Genomic DNA, 16014 nt, shown 5'->3' with positions numbered 1-16014 from the left:
TTAAAATGCAAAAACCCCGGCAATCCCTAGTAGAATTGCCCGGGCAAAATTAAGTATTTTTTTTAAATTACCAAGAAGCTTTTTTCACCCCTGGGATCTTGCCATCTAAAGCCATCTCACGGAAAGTTACACGAGAGATACCGAATTGACGCATATATCCTTTAGGACGGCCAGTCAATTTACAACGGTTGTGTAAACGTACCGGAGAAGCATTTTTAGGTAATTTATCTAATGCAACGTAATCGCCAGCAGCTTTTAATTCTGCACGTTTCGCCGCATATTTAGCTACCAATTTAGCGCGTTTTACTTCGCGTGCTTTTAATCCTTCCTTAGCCATTGTTATTAGTATTTTGATTTTTAAATGGTAAACCGAACTGTTTCAACAATTCTAAAGCTTCAACATCATTTTGAGCAGAAGTCACAAAAGTGATATCCATACCTTGGATCTTGTTGATTTTATCAATGTTGATCTCAGGGAAAATGATTTGTTCAGTGATACCTAAGTTATAGTTACCACGTCCGTCAAAACCTTTATCGTTGATACCGCGGAAGTCACGAATACGTGGAAGCGATACTGCTACCAAACGATCCAAGAATTCAAACATGTTGTTGTCACGTAAAGTAACACGTGCCCCTACAGGCATACCTTTACGTAATTTAAAGTTTGAAATATCTTTTTTCGATTTTGTAGCAACAGCTTGTTGACCTGTAATCAAAGTCAATTCAGCGATAGCGTTATCGATTAATTTTTTGTCAGCTGTTGCAGCTCCTACGCCTTGTGAAACAACGATTTTCTCAAGTTTAGGAACCTGCATAATACTTTTATACTGAAATTTTTCTTGAAGTGCTTTACGGATTTCCTCCGCATATTTCACTTTTAATCTTGGTACGTAAGTCATTATTTAATTTCCTCCCCTGATTTTTTAGCGTAACGAACTAATTTACCATCTGTATTTAACTTACGACCTACACGGGTAGTTTCACCTGTTTTAGGATCGATAACAGCTAAATTAGAGATGTGAATACCAGCTTCTTTCTCAATGATACCACCATTAGGATTAGCTGCACTTGGTTTAGTGTGTTTTTTTACGATGTTAGCGCCTTCAACGATAGCTCTATTTTTATCCACTAAAACAGTTAATACTTTTCCTTGAACACCTTTAGAGTTACCAGCGATAACTTTCACTAAATCACCTTTTTTAATTTTGATTTTGTGCGTAGTCGTTTTTGTTTTCTTGATTGCCATAATTATAAAACCTCCGGTGCTAGTGATACAATTTTCATGAACTGTTTCTCACGCAATTCTCTGGCAACAGGGCCGAAGATACGCGAGCCACGTGGCTCATCATTATTATTTAATAATACAGCGGCGTTGTCATCAAAACGGATATAAGAACCATCTTTACGACGGATTTCTTTTTTCGTTCTAACTACTACTGCTTTAGAAACGGAACCTTTTTTCACGTTTCCTGAAGGCATAGCGCTTTTCACTGTCACAACAATCTTATCTCCGATTGATGCATAACGCTTACGCGTACCGCCCAATACACGGATTACTAAAACTTCTTTAGCACCGCTATTGTCAGCTACATTAAGTCTTGATTCTTGTTGTACCATGTTATTTAGCTCTTTCTATAATTTCAACTAATCTCCAGTTTTTTGTTTTACTCAGCGGACGAGTTTCCATGATTAATACCGTATCGCCGATACCGCAGGTATTAGTTTCGTCATGAGCTTTGAATTTAGTAGTTTTTTTAACGAACTTACCGTAGATAGGGTGTTTTACTTTACGTTCAACAGTTACTACGATAGACTTGTCCATTTTGTTGCTAACTACTAAGCCGATTCTTGTTTTTCTTAAATTTCTTTCCATTTCGACTTAATTTTACGCCTCAGAGGCTGTTTCATTTTTAGCTGCAGCTTTGCGTGCACTGATCTCTGTACTAATACGGGCGATAGCTCTGCGTGCTGCTTTGATCACGTTAGGGTTCTCAATAGCTGAAACAGCATGTGCAAATTTCAATTTTGTAAGGGCCGTTTTCTCCTCGACTAGACGAGCTGCTAGGTCCTCATTAGATAATTCTAAAATTTCTGAATTTTTCATGTTTTTTCAGTTGTTATTTGGGTTATCATCCGTTTATATATAGCGTTAGGGGTAACGGCCCTAACGCTTAAATGATGACATTACCAAGATTTTTATGCTTCAACGTAGTCTCTACGAATCACAAACTTAGTTTGAACCGGAAGTTTTTGAGCTGCAAGGCGTAAAGCTTCTTTGGCAATTTCCAAAGGCACACCTTCTGCTTCAAATAACATACGGCCTGGGCGTACTACTGCTACCCAGTATTCTGGAGCACCCTTACCTTTACCCATACGTACCTCTGCAGGCTTTTTCGTAACAGGTTTGTCAGGGAAAATACGAATCCAAACTTGACCTTCACGTTTCATATAACGTGTAACCGCAATACGAGCTGCCTCGATTTGACGACTAGTGATCCATGCTTGCTCCATTGTTTTGATACCGAAAGAACCGAAAGCTAACTCCGCTCCACGAGAAGCGTTACCTTTCATGCGGCCTTTCTGCATCTTTCTGAACTTCGTTCTTTTTGGCTGTAACATGTTCGTATACTTTTTAAATCTGCTTCTTCAGCAGGTTTTTGTTGTAATCTAAATAAACTCTATTAATCTTTTTTCGGACCACGGTTATTTCCACCACGGTTGTTTCCACCACGGCTATTTCCACCGCGACCACCTTTGTTACGGTTGTCACGACGTTCGCCACCACCTTCGTGGTTGCCACGTGATTTTACACCAGATGCTTGACCAATGTTTGGAGATAGGTCACGTTTACCGTAAACCTCACCTTTACAGATCCAAACTTTGATACCGATTTTACCGTATGTAGTCAATGCTTCAGCTAAAGCGTAGTCGATATCAGCACGCAATGTGTGTAAAGGAGTTCTTCCTTCTTTGTATTGTTCAGTACGTGCCATTTCAGCACCACCTAAACGACCAGAACACATGATTTTGATACCTTCTGCACCCATACGCATTGTAGAAGCGATTGAAGTTTTCATTGCACGACGGAATGAAATACGCGCCTCTAATTGCTTAGCGACACCTTCAGCTACTAACTTAGCATCTAACTCAGGGCGTTTGATCTCGAAAATATTGATTTGAACATCCTTTTTAGTCAGTTTTTTCAACTCTTCTTTGATCTTGTCAACTTCTTGACCACCTTTTCCGATAACGATACCTGGACGAGCAGTGTGAATTGTAACAGTGATACGTTTTAAAGTTCTTTCGATAACAACTTTAGCTACACCACCTTTTGCAATACGAACAGAAAGATATTTTCTGATTTTTTCGTCTTCAACTAATTTATCGGAATAGTTTTTACCTCCGAACCAGTTAGAATCCCAACCTTTGATGATTCCTAATCTGCTACCTATTGGATTTGCTTTTTGTCCCATTTCTCAATAAATTAGTTTTGTTCAACGTTTAATTTGCTATCAACTACCAACGTAACGTGATTTGAACGTTTACGAACTCTGTATCCGCGACCTTGAGGAGCTGGACGCAATCTTTTCAATTGACGACCTCCACCTACTGATACTTCTTTTACAATAAGTTCGCTTTCTTCCACTGATTTACCTTCGTTTTTGGCTTCCCAGTTTTTGATTGCAGATAATAATAATTTTTCTACACGAGCAGCAGCTTCTTTACTAGAGTGTTTCAAAATGTATAATGCATTTTCAACACGCTGACCACGAATTAAGTCTACCACTAAACGCATCTTACGAGGCGAAGTTGGGCAGTTCAATAATTTGGCATCCGAAGCTCCACCTTGTTGAGCTTTCTCTTGCTCTTTGCGCTGTCTAATTAAGACAGACTTTTTAAGTTTTTTTGTTGCTTCCATTACCTATTATTTTTTCTTTTCTGCGTGGCCTCTGAATGTACGCGTAGGCGCGAATTCACCAAGCTTGTGACCTACCATATTTTCTGTTACATAAACAGGGATAAATTTATTCCCGTTGTGCACTGCGAAGGTATGGCCAACAAAATCAGGTGAAATCATTGATCTACGAGACCATGTTTTGATAACTGACTTTTTGTTAGTTTCATTCATAGAAAGAACTTTTCTCTCTAAGTTGTGATCGATATAAGGACCTTTTTTAATTGAACGAGCCATTATTTTTTCCTTCTCTCAATGATGTAACGATTCGATGTTTTCTTCTTGTAACGTGTTTTGAAGCCTTTAGCTAATACACCTGTACGTGAGCGTGGGTGACCTCCTGAAGTACGGCCTTCACCACCACCCATTGGGTGATCTACTGGGTTCATTGCAACACCACGAACTCTTGGACGACGACCTAACCAACGTTTGCGACCTGCTTTACCTAACACTTGGTTAGATCTTTCATGGTTCGATACTGAACCAATTGTAGCAACACAAGTCAATAAGATCATACGTGTTTCGCCTGAAGGCAATTTGATGATGGCATATTTACCATCACGAGCAGACAATTGAGCATAAGTACCAGCCGAACGAGCAATTGAACCACCTTGACCAGGATTTAATTCAATGTTGTGGATGATAGAACCCAATGGAATGTTTGCTAATGGTAATGTATTACCAACTTCTGGGGCAACTTTATCACCTGCTACTACAGTTTGACCAACTTTTAAACCAGCTGGAGCAATGATGTAGCGTTTTTCACCATCTACGTAGTGCAACAATGCAATACGAGCAGTACGGTTTGGATCGTACTCAATAGTAGCTACTTTTGCAGGGATATCTTTTTTATCGCGTTTGAAATCAATTAATCGGTATACTTTTTTATGTCCCCCACCGAGATAACGCATAGTCATTTTACCGGAGTTATTACGACCACCTGATTTCTTGTTGATTTTTACTACTAACGATTTTTCAGGAACGTTTGTAGTAACATCAGAATAATCTGCGCCTATTCTGAAACGAGTACCAGGGGTTACCGGTTTGAATCTTTTAACTGCCATCTTAAATTATATAGTACTGTAAAAGTCAATAGTTTCGCCATCTTTAATAGTAATGATAGCTTTTTTATACTTAGGAGCTCTACCAGATACGAAACCTGCTTTTGTGTAACGGCTTTTTGCTTTACCTGCTACAACCGCAGTGTTTACAGCAAGAACTGTAACACCGAACATAGCTTCAACAGCTGATTTAATCTGGATTTTGTTTGCTCTGTGATCTACTTTGAAAGCGTAACGGTTTAATTTTTCCGTTAACATAGAAGCTTTCTCAGTCAAGATAGGTTTTTTGATAATTTCCATATTACTTAGCTAATGCTTCCTCCAAAGTTTTAACAGAATCTGTAGTTAACAATAGTTTTGTTGCATTTAATACATCATATGTATTTAAATCAGAAGCAACAATAACTTTTGCTTTTTTCAAGTTTCTGCTTGATAAATAAACATTTTTATCATATGCTGGCAAAACCAATAAAGTTTTTTCGTCAGCAATGTTCAACGCGTTTACTAAAGCTACATAGTTTTTTGTTTTGCAAGAATCAAATTGAACTGCATCCAAAATAACTACGTTGTTATCTTGAGCCTTGTAAGACAACGCTGATTTACGTGCTACTTGTTTCAATTTTTTATTCAATTTGAACGAGTAATCACGAGGTTGAGGACCGAATACACGACCACCACCATTAAACAATGGAGATTTGATAGAACCCGCACGAGCACCACCAGTACCTTTTTGTTTGTGTAATTTACGAGTTGAACCCGCGATTTCATTACGTTGTTTAGATTTGTGAGTTCCTTGGCGTTGGTTCGCTAAGTATTGTTTCACGTCCAAATAGATCGCATGATCGTTAGGCTCTAACCCAAATACCGACTCAGGAAGTTGCACCTTGGCACCTGTTTCTTTACCTGATAAATTTAAAACTTTAACTTCCATCTCTACTATTTGTCTACGATTACATAAGAACCTTTAGCTCCTGGAATGGAACCACTAACAACGATAAGGTTTTGCTCAGCGTAAACTTTCAACACCTGTAAGTTTTGAACTTTAACTCTGTCACCACCTGTACGACCAGCCATGCGCATACCTTTAAATACGCGTGAAGGCCATGATGAAGCACCTAATGAACCTGGAGCACGTAATCTGTTGTGCTGACCGTGAGTCGCACCACCTACACCACCAAATCCATGACGTTTCATTACACCTTGGAAACCTTTACCTTTTGAAGTACCGACTACATCTACGAATTCGCCTTCCTCGAAAAGTGTAACGTCAACTACGTCACCAAGTTGTTTTGCATCTGGGAAAGTTTTAAACTCTACCAACTTACGCTTAGGCGTTGTGTTTGCTTTCGCAAAGTGCCCTTTCAAAGGAGCTGTCGTGTTTTTCTCCTTAGCTTCGTCGAAACCAAGTTGAATTGCCGAGTAGCCATCCTTTTCTTCCGTACGTATCTGCGTAACCACGCACGGCCCGGCCTGAATCACTGTACAAGGAATATTTTTCCCATCAGCGTTAAACAGGCTCGTCATTCCTACTTTTTTTCCAATAATACCTGACATGTTGTAAATTAATTAATTAAAAGTCCTTCGAAGCAGTAGGGCTTCGCTCAAGACACACTATTCCCATTAAGGGACTGCAAAGTTACAAACATTTTTATAACTGTCAAATAATTAGTGAATTATTTTTTTTATTTTCTACTTTACCCCATTATCAGTTTTTATTCGTCCAATTACACAGCTCTTCTTCCCGAGCATAACAGCCCGCACAAAAAATATAAAAAAACAATATTTCTATTTTCCTACTGCCACACAGCTGTCATTGATTCAGCTAATTTTGAAATGTCTTAACAAAGTAAGACGCTTAGTATAGACTAAAATTTAAATACTTTAATACGATAATCATGAAAACAGAAATCATTTCCAAGAACGAACTACTTGCACATTGGTTGGGCCACAGAAATTTAACAAGACAAGCAATCGAAAAATTCCCTGAAGAAGCACTTTTCAACTATAAAGTAGAGGGCATGCGGACATTTGCTGAAATGATCCAAGAGCTTTTGGGTATTGCTGTCCCAGGGCTGCAGGAAATTGTCAACAATAAAAGCGGCGAACTTAATGAGAAGTTTAGCTTTACCACCAAGGCTCAACTGCTACAAGCTTGGGACGAAGCCACTCCGCAGATCAGTGCATTATTCGACAAGATTCCAACAGAACGTTTCTCCGAAGAATTTAACCTGTTCGGACAATACAATTCACCGATCATCCACAGTATATTCTATTTCATCGATAATGAGATCCACCACCGTGGTCAAGGATTTGTCTATTTACGTTTGCTGGGTATCCAACCTCCATTTTTCTGGGAGCGGGATTAACTTGTTAGATGAGAGATATTAGATTTGATATGGGAGATTCTAGTATTACTAGTCGAAGACGCTCTATATAATATTGGAGACCTGCCACATTATTATCACTGACATCTTAAAATCTATATCATAATAGCGATACTTGTTCGGGTTTAATTCAGATACCGGACAAGTATTCTTTTTAGTAATCTCGCGACGGGGAACCCCAAGCCCCTAACCTCAGATTAAACTTGTTCGATTGCTGCCGCCAGCAATCGTTTTACGGTTCCTTTTAGCGATTCCGGCTCTATAATCTTCCCTTTATCAGCAAACATCAAGTACCAGCGGGCAAAGCCCCCCTCAACATGAATGCTTTCAAAGTGCATTTCAACATAAGTATCGGTAACCACTTCTTTTTGAAATCCAAAGTAATGGCGATCCCATTCCATATATCGCGCCATCTCCTTGTCTACCTGAACCACCACTTTGGTTGTTGGTATTTCGTGTTTCTTATTCAGAAAAAATGAAAGCTCAGGATGGTCTTTTCCAAAATCGTCGGCGAGTATCCGGATATTGCTGATCCGGTCCAGACGAAATTGCCTATAATCCTTTCGGAGTTTACAAAAAGCAAGAATATACCAAAACTTGCTTTCCACAAAAATACCGACTGCTTCGATTTCACGTTTTTCTGGAGTTTTATCAGACGGCTTGGAATAGTAGATTTCTACACATTTTTTTGCGGCTATGCTTTCTATAAGCGTATTGGTTCCATGCGTTAATTTTTCATTGAATTGATGACGTTCTCCCCGTACCAAAAAATTATCCCCGACCAGAGCAACATGCTCCTTTTCATTCCCTCTTAAAATAGCCTTCATTTTGAGCATGGCTGTCGTAAAATGGTGGGCGAGATTTTTGTCCGTATACTTTTCAACCAATTTCTCTGCAGCGACAAAACTCAAGGCCTCCTCTCGGCTAAATTGCAACGGTGGCATCTTATACCCCTCAACCAACGAGTAGCCATTTCCTGCTTCGCCATAAATAGGTATTCCAGCTTGCATCAGGGAGCGGATATCCCGATAGATTGTCCGCAGACTTACTTCATATTTTTCTGCCAGCGCAGCGGCTGTCACCACAGGCTTTGCTTGCAGATGCATATAAATAGCAAGGATACGGTCGAATCTTTTCTGAATGTCGGTCATAAGTGTAAAGGTACGAGTTATTCCATATTTTTGAAGGAAATGATATTGATTAAAACAGCATGACAAAACAAAAAATCACGACCCAAATACATGAATCGTGATTTTTTTATTACCAAAAGTCTTTAGGTATACGCCGCTTATTGTTTTGTCCCTTGGAAGAAGTATTCTATATCACTATTGGCTTCAGCCTCCGTAGAGATCTGGATATTCTTATCATCAAGTTTATAGGTAATTGAGCCCATAGGCCCCTGACCGGAAATATGGATATTGGAAATGTTTTGAACAGGGAATGTTTTTGCTGTAGCTCTACTGTAAGCCTCTCCTGTTTTCACCGTAGCTTTCACCTTGCCATCATCGACTTTAGAAACAGTGATAATCGCGTTAAAATATTCAGCATCACCGCCGATGACCATTTTCCCTTTAAACGTGCCTACAATGGCATCTATTTTTCCTGAGACTGTTGGCTCATCCTTATCTTTGCTACATCCGACAAAGATCATTGCAACCATTGCCACTAGGCAAAGGATCATTAGGTTTTTGTTTATTGTTTTCATCTTTTGCATATCTATATAAGCAAAAGTAGAAATACACTGTGCACAGGACAATACCACGAAATAGGGTAATTTACCCTCCTAATTTTAGGGTAGTTACTCGAAATGAATTAGAGCAAGTTTTCCTTAAATAGTATTGTCAACAGTTCTGCGGTATTTTTTACGGCAAATTTCTGAATTAGATTTTTCCGATAAGTATCCACTGTCAATGGGCTTAAGAATAGCTTTTCGGCAATTTGTGCACTTGTCTTTCCCTCTGCCAACAATTGTAACACTTGCTTCTCGCGCATTGTCAATGAGGGTAGTTGTCGGGTTGGGGAGGCCGCTATGATCCGTTGTGTTGCCCCACATAAGGCCATGTTACCTTGAGAAACTTTCTGAATACAAGTAATAATTTCCTCCGCATCGGCACTTTTCAAAATATATCCAGCTGCACCATTTGCAAGCATCTGTAGTATGCTATTGCGCGCCATATGATTACTAAAGCCAACGATGATAAGCTCAGGATGGTTCTTCTTGAGTTCACCACAGAGATCGATACCATTCGCATCGGGCAAAGCGATATCCAACAAGAGCAGATCTACCTGATCCTGTTTCAAAAAATCGGTCAGCGCCTGTCCCAGCGAAAACCCCAGTACGCGGTCGTAGGATAGATTTTCTTTTAAAAATGATTTGATCCCTTCGATGGCAATTGGATGATCGTCCAAGATAGCCAATGTTTTATTTTGCTCAGACATGTATTTCGATATTGACACTTGTTCCCACCCCAGGCTGCGACAAGATATTCATTTTTCCATTTAAATATTCAACTCTCATTTGTACATTTTTAAGTCCCATTCCCCCATTAGCTTCCACAACCGCCTCCACATCAAATCCTTCACCATTGTCGTCCACCCCGATCAAAAAGCCTTGCTCGTTTTGCAGGCATTGCACAATGATTTGATCGGCATTCCCATGTCGAATGGCATTGTTGATCAATTCCTGAATAATACGATAGATATTGACCTGCATATTCTCCGCAATAGCTTTGGAAAGGCAATTGCACTGCAACTCAATGGCAACAGCACCATGTTGCATCGAAGTACAGAGATCTTCAAGTGCAACCAATAACCCCGAGCGTGATAAGTTTTCGGGCATCATATTGTGTGCGATCAGCCTGACATCCGATATCATCTGATCCAGCTGAGATTTTATCCCAGCCAATACAGGCAGATTCCCTTCAGAAGAGATCTGAAGTCTCATCGCAGTCAAATGGCCACCAAGGCCATCATGTAAATCACGGGCAACCCGATGACGCTCCAGTTCCTCACCTTCCAATAGTGCTTTGGTCACCTGAAGCTCTTGCTGCTTTGCCAACAGTTCCATATCGCGCTGCGACCTCTTTCTATGCTGACGATATAAATAAACAGACAAACCGAGCAACAACAGCAATACCAAAGAAAATATACCCAATATATAATTATACAAACGCTGGTTTTTCTGTTGAAGTACAGTTTGCTTCTGTTCAAACTCCAATCTCATGATCTTCTCGTTCTTCTCGGCCGTTCTAAATTTGGTTTCAAGACCGGCTATTTCACTTTTATAAGCAGCTTGGGCCAAACTGTCTTTAATGGCAACATGTTTTCCCAGCCATTTATAAGCATTAGGGTAATCCTTTAATTTGGCATAGGTGTCAGACAAATCCTTGGCAAATTGCTGCATGTTACTTGTCATGTCATAAGGCATATCCCGCATGACAATCTTAAGCTCCTTCAATGCCAGTTCATATTTCTCCAAACTAAAATAGATATTAAACTTCTGATAATGCATCATGCCGATCTCATAAGGCATATTTAGCCGTTCCGCAATTTTCAGTGCTTTCTCGACAACCTCAAGGGCCTTCGTGAAATCATTTTTCGCACAATAATACATGCTGGCTGTCTCACCATAGTTTAGGTGAGCTACGGACTCCTTTAGCGTATCTAAAATTTGCTCTGATTTTAACAGATAGGACTTCGCTAAGTTAAGTTCGCGAGATTCAACATATTCCCGGGCCAGATTTAATAGCGATATTGCATGTCTCTCTTTTGACAGGGGATATTTCTCATAGAGTTCAAGCCCTTTTTTAAAATAATAGATCCCCTTTTCCTGATCGCCGATTTCCTTAAAAGCAAAGCCAATCGTTTGATAGGATTTTGCAGCTTGATTATAATCCCTCTGTTTGATTGCTGCGGGAATTATTTTATCAATCTGGATCCGTACCATTCCTTTCCGATCATCTTTATGATCGATGATCATGGCATAATTCCACCAGGCCTTCACCCAAAATTCATAAGCTTCCTTAGTCTTAAATTTTTCAAGCATCTCCGCAGCTTGTTTATAAAGCTGTAGACATTCATCAGTCTCACCTGCTGTCATAAAGATATGGGAGGCACTATAATATGTATACAGTGCTTTCAGGTAAGGCTTCGTTACGCATAATTTCTGTGCTGCACCCAAATAACTCGTCGCAGCGGCTGTATCCTTTCTGTCAAACATGAGTTTATTCGTCAGCAACAGCGCTGCTCTGGCTTTCACGCTATCGTTCTTAACGATATTGAATACAGTACGCAGACTGTCAATGGAACTGATAGATGCCCCGCCCTGCTGTAATGCAGAAGTGGATAAAAGCATAATGCACAGCAGCATCGTAAGAAAAACAAGTTTTTTCATCTATTGAGTTTATTGACAGATTGGTCAAATTCCACGACACAAAATGCAAAAAAAAGACAATATATTGTCGTTTTCTGACGATATTTTATACGCCTATCCCCATCCCTTGTTACATAAGATTTAGTAATATTCTTGAATCCGAAATCCGTCATATCAATTATAAGATGTAAACCAACAAATAAGATCAAGATAGCTTGGACCGACAAAGTCCCCTCAACTCCGTTAAGGTATACCAAAACTAAAGTATAAGACATTGTCTTCAATTAGGAGCCAACTAGGGATCTTACTTTCATTTAATAGGGACTTTATACGGATCTTATTCGGACTTCACCCGGACCTCATTCGGATAAAAGCGTATAATCTCCCTATTATATCCCTGTTTTATATCAGTTAATTTACAATAAGTATACTAGTTGAGGTAAGCCTTTCACCCACTTGCCTCTTAAAAGAGTCAAACCAATTATGAATGAATTTATGCCACGAGTAAATAGTGGAGCAAACAATAGTCGAAAAACAGTCAAACCAGTACCGAGATTGAAACAGCCCTTAAAAGACAGCTATTCGTTTAGGCTGAATTGATCCTAAATTCTATAAAAAACGCCTGCCTCAGCAAAATGAGACAGACGTTTTCAAAATATCTTGTTATTAATTATTCGTTTTCTATATCCAAAGAAGTACATCCCTGGGTATCAGACAAAACGACATTTTCAAAAGTATAGTATTGTCCTGAGCCAGAATAACCGCAACTCATCATATATCGCATAGACAGTCCATATGGGCAGCTTGCATAGATATAATGGCTTCCTCTCTGTAAATTAACAGTATATCCCCGTGTATTTGCCGGAACAGTAACATGTTGAGTTGAACCACCAGAAAAATTGGGGCTAAAAGTTAAATAAATAGGTGAACTAGTAAAATTCCAGACATAAAACTCAAAGGTATCGCTAAGGTTCGCTGTACTTTTACCTGCTACCTTTTTGTTGGAGAGATGAGTCGTTAAAGTTTTATTTGCTGCTTTCGAACCCTTAACAAGATTTGTGGTTCCATGATCTCGCGCTTGAACCAATAAGCTAACGCTTATCAATAGCATAAATGCTACTATAAAAGATTTTTTTAACATAATTTAAAATTGTTTATAAATAATTGAAGAAACGATAAGCTTTTTACAGCGTATCAAAAAATAAATCTCCGCTTTCAATACGCCATAGGCAACCTCCTTTCATGTTAGTTACTAACAGGATAAACCGAATCGATCGCTTATCCCAATGAAAATATATGTAATGGTCGTTCCAATTCTTCCAGGATTATTTTCTTATCCTGTTTGAATAGCAATATCAATGATCTTTTCCTTTCCCAAGGTTTTTAGTTTGTTTTCATTTTTATTGTGTTTGTTATTTCTTCCGCTCTTTGTAAACATCTGCTCCAATAATATCCGGAGTCAACGTATGATCTATAATCATTGTTTCACCATTCCATGCCTTTTTAGCTGTCCAACTTGCATCAGGGGCAGTCCATAGCGGATCGTTTGGCGGTAAGCCCAGAATAATAAAGGCTTCTGAGCATAAATATTCACTTCCTGTAGAAACATAGGTTTCGCCCACTTCCGGTTGATGACCCGCAAAACCAATATTTAACCAACCGGAGCTATTAAAAGTACCTGGCATTTCAATCTGTCTTTTTATTACTGTATAAAGCGCACATCGCACCTGAGCTGGTTCGATTCGTTTTTCTAATTCGTGCATATATGCAATTTTCGACAGCAGCTGAAAAGCACCGAAACGGTAACTCAATGAACGTCCTACTGGTGGATAAGTTCCTTCTGGAGAGATTAAACGTTCTTGTATGGTCGCGTATCTTCTGGCGCGATCTAGGAATATCGGATAGAGGTTTGCTATATCCAAATTAGCATTCTTCAGTTCCAGACTAGTTTCTAAAAGCATCGGATGTATCACAAAGCTATTGTAATAATCGTAATGAAAGTTAGGGCCGTCACCGTATATTCCATCGCCTTTATACCAGGAAACCATTAGGTCAATAGCCCTGTCCAACCGACTTTTATCGACAACTTTATCATATTTTAAGAAAAAGGCTTCGATTTCGGAGCTAAATAACACCCAGTTATTGCCATAGGCATTCATTTCGCGGGTCAGGTTAAATGCATTGATCACATTTTTCTTGGTCTGATCATCTAATTTACCCCAGAGTTGATTTGGAGACCTTAAGAGTGCTTGCGCTAAAAATGCAGCATCCACCAGCGCTTGACTTTGTGTTTTGGGATGCTTTCTAAAATTCATATAATCCGGATTATTGGGATCCGTTGCGTTTTTTATACAGGCAATGGATAAATCGATATATCTCTTTCTCAACTTACCTTCGGCTGTATTATCCGGTCCAAGTTCAAGCCAAGGTGCCATTCCTGCCATTAACCGACCGAATGCTTCCAAGTAAGTACAACCTGTCCGGTCCAGATTGTTACGCGATTCGATCGGCATTGTTTTAACTAATTCACCTTTGCTCAATGCCATTAATACAGGATCAGCAATTTTGGTAAGCGTTTTTACCAAATATGCCCGCTGCTGTAGACCATTATTTTCCTCTTTGTTTTGAGCAAATAATACCTGTGGCACTAATAATATGATAATGACTAATTTTTTATAGTTCATATTACTGGAATTAGTTATTTTAAAATGGAATTAGTTCCCCTCACCCGTTACCCATAGATAATGCCTCTATTGTTTGATCACTTTTTCGCCATTGAGCATTCGGTCATATCTGATCAATGCCTCTACGTAATAATAATCGGCATAAGTCAATGGCACATCTACCTCCGTTTTATGCGGAATAGAACCGACACTATGTTTCAATATGTAACCCCCAGCTTCTTTGTAGTCCGCTTTGTATGGTTTAGAGGAAAGTGACTTTAACATCTGCTCACCTTTGGAAATGTACAATTGACTTTCACTGCCCTTTGTATATTGTGCCAATTCTAACAATGCGGAAGCTGTAACCGCAGCAGTAGAAACATCACGTAGATCCTTTTGATTATAATACTTACTTTCCCTGGTCAATTTATTTTGATCCATATCCCAATACGGAATCAGATCCTTTGGAAGATTGGGATGATTAAGGTAAAACTTAGCGATATTCCGTGCTTGTTCCAGGTATTTCTTTTCACCTGTTTCGCGGTACATCATTGTATATCCATATAATCCCCAAGCTTGTCCCCTTGCCCATGCAGACTCATCGAATGCTCCTTGTGCAGTTTTTCTTGAGATTATACTTCCATTATCCGGATTATAATCTACCACGTGGTAAGAACTGTAGTCTTTTCGATAATGGTTGACCATTGTCGTATTTGCATGCCGTATGGCAATATCCCGAAATCTTTTGTCTCCTGTCATTTTGGACACTTCGGTCAAAAATTCCAGATTCATCATATTATCAATAATAACTGGATATGTCCACGGTTGCCCGTCCCAATTCTTACCGCCATCCCATGAGCGGATTGTTTTTGGAGCTTCATGAAAGCGTGTTGCCAATGAAGCAGCACCTGTACTTAACACGCCTTTATATGCTGTAGAATCACCTGTCAACCGTAATGCATTACCGAAACTACAATAAAGCATAAACCCAAGATCATGTGTTCCTTTATTATTTTTCTCCTTTTCTAAATGTTTTAGTTTTCGTTTTGCCTCATCCAACAACTTCTCATCTTTTGTATATTCATAAAGATAGAGCACAGTACCCGGATAAAATCCGGAACACCACCAGCTAGAGCCCCAATTGACATATTTCCCATCTTTAAAGGTGGTAGGAATATCCGACTCCTGGATGGACGAAGCTAGATAGTTAATCTGTTTATGTGCATCTTCAAGATTGGTTTTGACAAATTCTTTGTTCAGTCCTAATTTGGCTGTTGTTAAATTCTTCTGACTAGAACATGATATTGCTTGTACGCCAAGCCCAATCATTAAAGCTCCTGTAATATAGTGTTGTATCTTCATATTAGTATTGAGTATTGAGATATGAGTATCAAGATTTTACTTATACAAGTCTAAGACTTACCTAGTATCTCTATTTTTTTAATTTCTACCTTTTGCCTATTTAGTATTGAGACCTGCGTATTAAGTTTTTACTTAATAAGAGTCTAAGACCTACCTAGTATCTCTATTTTTTTAATTTCTACCTTTTGCCTATTTAGTATTGAGACCTGCGTATTAA

General features: G+C 39.1%; 22 protein-coding genes. 1 reads left to right on the top strand and 21 read right to left on the bottom strand.

Annotated features, from left to right (window positions below; all coding sequences use genetic code 11):
* Nucleotides 1-67: 67 nt before the first annotated feature.
* The 14 genes from rpsN to rplC form a co-directional block, all read right to left on the bottom strand.
* Nucleotides 68-337 (bottom strand): 30S ribosomal protein S14, encoded by a 270-nt coding sequence (gene rpsN, locus LC454_RS21535; protein ID WP_028071569.1) that lies wholly within the window; start codon nucleotides 335-337, stop codon nucleotides 68-70.
* The gene (gene rplE / locus LC454_RS21530; protein WP_046674875.1) at nucleotides 330-899 is read right to left on the bottom strand and encodes a 50S ribosomal protein L5; all 570 of its coding nucleotides are present in this window, start codon (nucleotides 897-899) and stop codon (nucleotides 330-332) included. Before rplE ends, rpsN begins: the two co-directional genes overlap by 8 nt.
* Complete coding sequence (gene rplX, locus LC454_RS21525; protein ID WP_262903128.1) at nucleotides 899-1246, bottom strand: 50S ribosomal protein L24; 348 nt, start codon at nucleotides 1244-1246, stop codon at nucleotides 899-901. Before rplX ends, rplE begins: the two co-directional genes overlap by 1 nt.
* Before the next feature lie 2 nt (nucleotides 1247-1248).
* Complete coding sequence (gene rplN, locus LC454_RS21520; protein ID WP_223584515.1) at nucleotides 1249-1617, bottom strand: 50S ribosomal protein L14; 369 nt, start codon at nucleotides 1615-1617, stop codon at nucleotides 1249-1251.
* A gap of 1 nt (nucleotide 1618) precedes the next feature.
* A complete protein-coding gene (rpsQ, locus tag LC454_RS21515) occupies nucleotides 1619-1873 on the bottom strand; it encodes a 30S ribosomal protein S17 (RefSeq protein WP_153844936.1) in 255 nt (84 codons plus the stop codon).
* 12 nt (nucleotides 1874-1885) lie between these two features.
* Nucleotides 1886-2104: a 50S ribosomal protein L29 gene (rpmC, locus tag LC454_RS21510; RefSeq protein WP_108636200.1), complete on the bottom strand. Its 219-nt coding sequence runs from the start codon at nucleotides 2102-2104 to the stop codon at nucleotides 1886-1888.
* 92 nt (nucleotides 2105-2196) lie between these two features.
* Nucleotides 2197-2619, bottom strand: a complete 423-nt coding sequence (gene rplP / locus LC454_RS21505; RefSeq protein ID WP_046674870.1) for a 50S ribosomal protein L16 — start codon at nucleotides 2617-2619, stop codon at nucleotides 2197-2199.
* Nucleotides 2620-2681: 62 nt separating this feature from the next.
* Nucleotides 2682-3473, bottom strand: a complete 792-nt coding sequence (gene rpsC, locus LC454_RS21500; RefSeq protein ID WP_108636201.1) for a 30S ribosomal protein S3 — start codon at nucleotides 3471-3473, stop codon at nucleotides 2682-2684.
* Nucleotides 3474-3484: 11 nt separating this feature from the next.
* Complete coding sequence (gene rplV / locus LC454_RS21495) at nucleotides 3485-3919, bottom strand: 50S ribosomal protein L22 (protein WP_077438121.1); 435 nt, start codon at nucleotides 3917-3919, stop codon at nucleotides 3485-3487.
* 6 nt (nucleotides 3920-3925) lie between these two features.
* Nucleotides 3926-4192 (bottom strand): 30S ribosomal protein S19, encoded by a 267-nt coding sequence (rpsS, locus tag LC454_RS21490; RefSeq protein ID WP_002997495.1) that lies wholly within the window; start codon nucleotides 4190-4192, stop codon nucleotides 3926-3928.
* Entirely contained in the window at nucleotides 4192-5019 is an 828-nt protein-coding gene (gene rplB / locus LC454_RS21485) for a 50S ribosomal protein L2 (RefSeq protein WP_172392283.1), read from the bottom strand. Before rplB ends, rpsS begins: the two co-directional genes overlap by 1 nt.
* A 6-nt stretch (nucleotides 5020-5025) precedes the next feature.
* Nucleotides 5026-5316, bottom strand: coding sequence for a 50S ribosomal protein L23 (gene rplW, locus LC454_RS21480; protein WP_223584514.1), 291 nt, complete (start codon nucleotides 5314-5316; stop codon nucleotides 5026-5028).
* Between the two features lies 1 nt (nucleotide 5317).
* Nucleotides 5318-5947 carry a 50S ribosomal protein L4 gene (gene rplD, locus LC454_RS21475; RefSeq protein WP_120261738.1) on the bottom strand — a complete coding sequence of 210 codons (630 nt, stop codon included), beginning with the start codon at nucleotides 5945-5947 and terminating at the stop codon, nucleotides 5318-5320.
* Nucleotides 5948-5952: 5 nt separating this feature from the next.
* Nucleotides 5953-6570 carry a 50S ribosomal protein L3 gene (gene rplC / locus LC454_RS21470; protein ID WP_104385215.1) on the bottom strand — a complete coding sequence of 206 codons (618 nt, stop codon included), beginning with the start codon at nucleotides 6568-6570 and terminating at the stop codon, nucleotides 5953-5955.
* A 341-nt stretch (nucleotides 6571-6911) separates the two neighbouring features.
* Here rplC and LC454_RS21465 point away from each other — a divergent pair, with 341 nt between their 5' ends.
* Nucleotides 6912-7382 (top strand): DinB family protein, encoded by a 471-nt coding sequence (locus tag LC454_RS21465; RefSeq protein WP_223584513.1) that lies wholly within the window; start codon nucleotides 6912-6914, stop codon nucleotides 7380-7382.
* 215 nt (nucleotides 7383-7597) lie between these two features.
* Here the strand turns inward: LC454_RS21465 and LC454_RS21460 are convergent, their stop codons facing one another.
* The 7 genes from LC454_RS21460 to LC454_RS21430 all read right to left on the bottom strand — a co-directional run bounded on the left by LC454_RS21460 (nucleotide 7598) and on the right by LC454_RS21430 (nucleotide 15797).
* On the bottom strand, nucleotides 7598-8551 hold the full coding sequence (locus LC454_RS21460; RefSeq protein ID WP_223584512.1) for a helix-turn-helix transcriptional regulator: 954 nt from the start codon (nucleotides 8549-8551) through the stop codon (nucleotides 7598-7600).
* 137 nt (nucleotides 8552-8688) lie between these two features.
* On the bottom strand, nucleotides 8689-9105 hold the full coding sequence (locus LC454_RS21455; RefSeq protein WP_223584511.1) for a hypothetical protein: 417 nt from the start codon (nucleotides 9103-9105) through the stop codon (nucleotides 8689-8691).
* A gap of 107 nt (nucleotides 9106-9212) precedes the next feature.
* Nucleotides 9213-9839 (bottom strand): response regulator, encoded by a 627-nt coding sequence (locus LC454_RS21450; RefSeq protein WP_223584510.1) that lies wholly within the window; start codon nucleotides 9837-9839, stop codon nucleotides 9213-9215.
* Nucleotides 9832-11793 (bottom strand): sensor histidine kinase, encoded by a 1962-nt coding sequence (locus LC454_RS21445; RefSeq protein ID WP_223584509.1) that lies wholly within the window; start codon nucleotides 11791-11793, stop codon nucleotides 9832-9834. The genes LC454_RS21450 and LC454_RS21445 overlap by 8 nt, the downstream gene beginning before the upstream one ends.
* Nucleotides 11794-12442: 649 nt before the next feature.
* Nucleotides 12443-12913 (bottom strand): hypothetical protein, encoded by a 471-nt coding sequence (locus LC454_RS21440; protein ID WP_223584508.1) that lies wholly within the window; start codon nucleotides 12911-12913, stop codon nucleotides 12443-12445.
* Between the two features lie 271 nt (nucleotides 12914-13184).
* A complete protein-coding gene (locus tag LC454_RS21435) occupies nucleotides 13185-14456 on the bottom strand; it encodes a DUF2264 domain-containing protein (protein ID WP_223584507.1) in 1272 nt (423 codons plus the stop codon).
* Between the two features lie 66 nt (nucleotides 14457-14522).
* On the bottom strand, nucleotides 14523-15797 hold the full coding sequence (locus LC454_RS21430) for a glycoside hydrolase family 88 protein (RefSeq protein WP_223584506.1): 1275 nt from the start codon (nucleotides 15795-15797) through the stop codon (nucleotides 14523-14525).
* Between the last annotated feature and the right edge of the window lie 217 nt (nucleotides 15798-16014).

It is taken from the genome of Sphingobacterium sp. GVS05A (genome assembly GCF_019969845.1).
Taxonomy (GTDB): domain Bacteria; phylum Bacteroidota; class Bacteroidia; order Sphingobacteriales; family Sphingobacteriaceae; genus Sphingobacterium.
The sequence above is the reverse complement of the archived record's forward strand: the minus strand, read 5'-3'. Positions and strand labels throughout refer to the sequence as shown.

Excerpts from the sequence above, each read along its gene's own strand:
- rpsN (WP_028071569.1), bottom strand. The coding sequence starts at position 337 with ATGGCTAAGGAAGGATTAAAAGCACGCGAAGTAAAACGCGCTAAATTG.
- rplE (WP_046674875.1), bottom strand. The coding sequence starts at position 899 with ATGACTTACGTACCAAGATTAAAAGTGAAATATGCGGAGGAAATCCGT.
- rplX (WP_262903128.1), bottom strand. The coding sequence starts at position 1,246 with ATGGCAATCAAGAAAACAAAAACGACTACGCACAAAATCAAAATTAAA.
- rplN (WP_223584515.1), bottom strand. The coding sequence starts at position 1,617 with ATGGTACAACAAGAATCAAGACTTAATGTAGCTGACAATAGCGGTGCT.
- rpsQ (WP_153844936.1), bottom strand. The coding sequence starts at position 1,873 with ATGGAAAGAAATTTAAGAAAAACAAGAATCGGCTTAGTAGTTAGCAAC.
- rpmC (WP_108636200.1), bottom strand. The coding sequence starts at position 2,104 with ATGAAAAATTCAGAAATTTTAGAATTATCTAATGAGGACCTAGCAGCT.
- rplP (WP_046674870.1), bottom strand. The coding sequence starts at position 2,619 with ATGTTACAGCCAAAAAGAACGAAGTTCAGAAAGATGCAGAAAGGCCGC.
- rpsC (WP_108636201.1), bottom strand. The coding sequence starts at position 3,473 with ATGGGACAAAAAGCAAATCCAATAGGTAGCAGATTAGGAATCATCAAA.
- rplV (WP_077438121.1), bottom strand. The coding sequence starts at position 3,919 with ATGGAAGCAACAAAAAAACTTAAAAAGTCTGTCTTAATTAGACAGCGC.
- rpsS (WP_002997495.1), bottom strand. The coding sequence starts at position 4,192 with ATGGCTCGTTCAATTAAAAAAGGTCCTTATATCGATCACAACTTAGAG.
- rplB (WP_172392283.1), bottom strand. The coding sequence starts at position 5,019 with ATGGCAGTTAAAAGATTCAAACCGGTAACCCCTGGTACTCGTTTCAGA.
- rplW (WP_223584514.1), bottom strand. The coding sequence starts at position 5,316 with ATGGAAATTATCAAAAAACCTATCTTGACTGAGAAAGCTTCTATGTTA.
- rplD (WP_120261738.1), bottom strand. The coding sequence starts at position 5,947 with ATGGAAGTTAAAGTTTTAAATTTATCAGGTAAAGAAACAGGTGCCAAG.
- rplC (WP_104385215.1), bottom strand. The coding sequence starts at position 6,570 with ATGTCAGGTATTATTGGAAAAAAAGTAGGAATGACGAGCCTGTTTAAC.
- LC454_RS21465 (WP_223584513.1), top strand. The coding sequence starts at position 6,912 with ATGAAAACAGAAATCATTTCCAAGAACGAACTACTTGCACATTGGTTG.
- LC454_RS21460 (WP_223584512.1), bottom strand. The coding sequence starts at position 8,551 with ATGACCGACATTCAGAAAAGATTCGACCGTATCCTTGCTATTTATATG.
- LC454_RS21455 (WP_223584511.1), bottom strand. The coding sequence starts at position 9,105 with ATGAAAACAATAAACAAAAACCTAATGATCCTTTGCCTAGTGGCAATG.
- LC454_RS21450 (WP_223584510.1), bottom strand. The coding sequence starts at position 9,839 with ATGTCTGAGCAAAATAAAACATTGGCTATCTTGGACGATCATCCAATT.
- LC454_RS21445 (WP_223584509.1), bottom strand. The coding sequence starts at position 11,793 with ATGAAAAAACTTGTTTTTCTTACGATGCTGCTGTGCATTATGCTTTTA.
- LC454_RS21440 (WP_223584508.1), bottom strand. The coding sequence starts at position 12,913 with ATGTTAAAAAAATCTTTTATAGTAGCATTTATGCTATTGATAAGCGTT.
- LC454_RS21435 (WP_223584507.1), bottom strand. The coding sequence starts at position 14,456 with ATGAACTATAAAAAATTAGTCATTATCATATTATTAGTGCCACAGGTA.
- LC454_RS21430 (WP_223584506.1), bottom strand. The coding sequence starts at position 15,797 with ATGAAGATACAACACTATATTACAGGAGCTTTAATGATTGGGCTTGGC.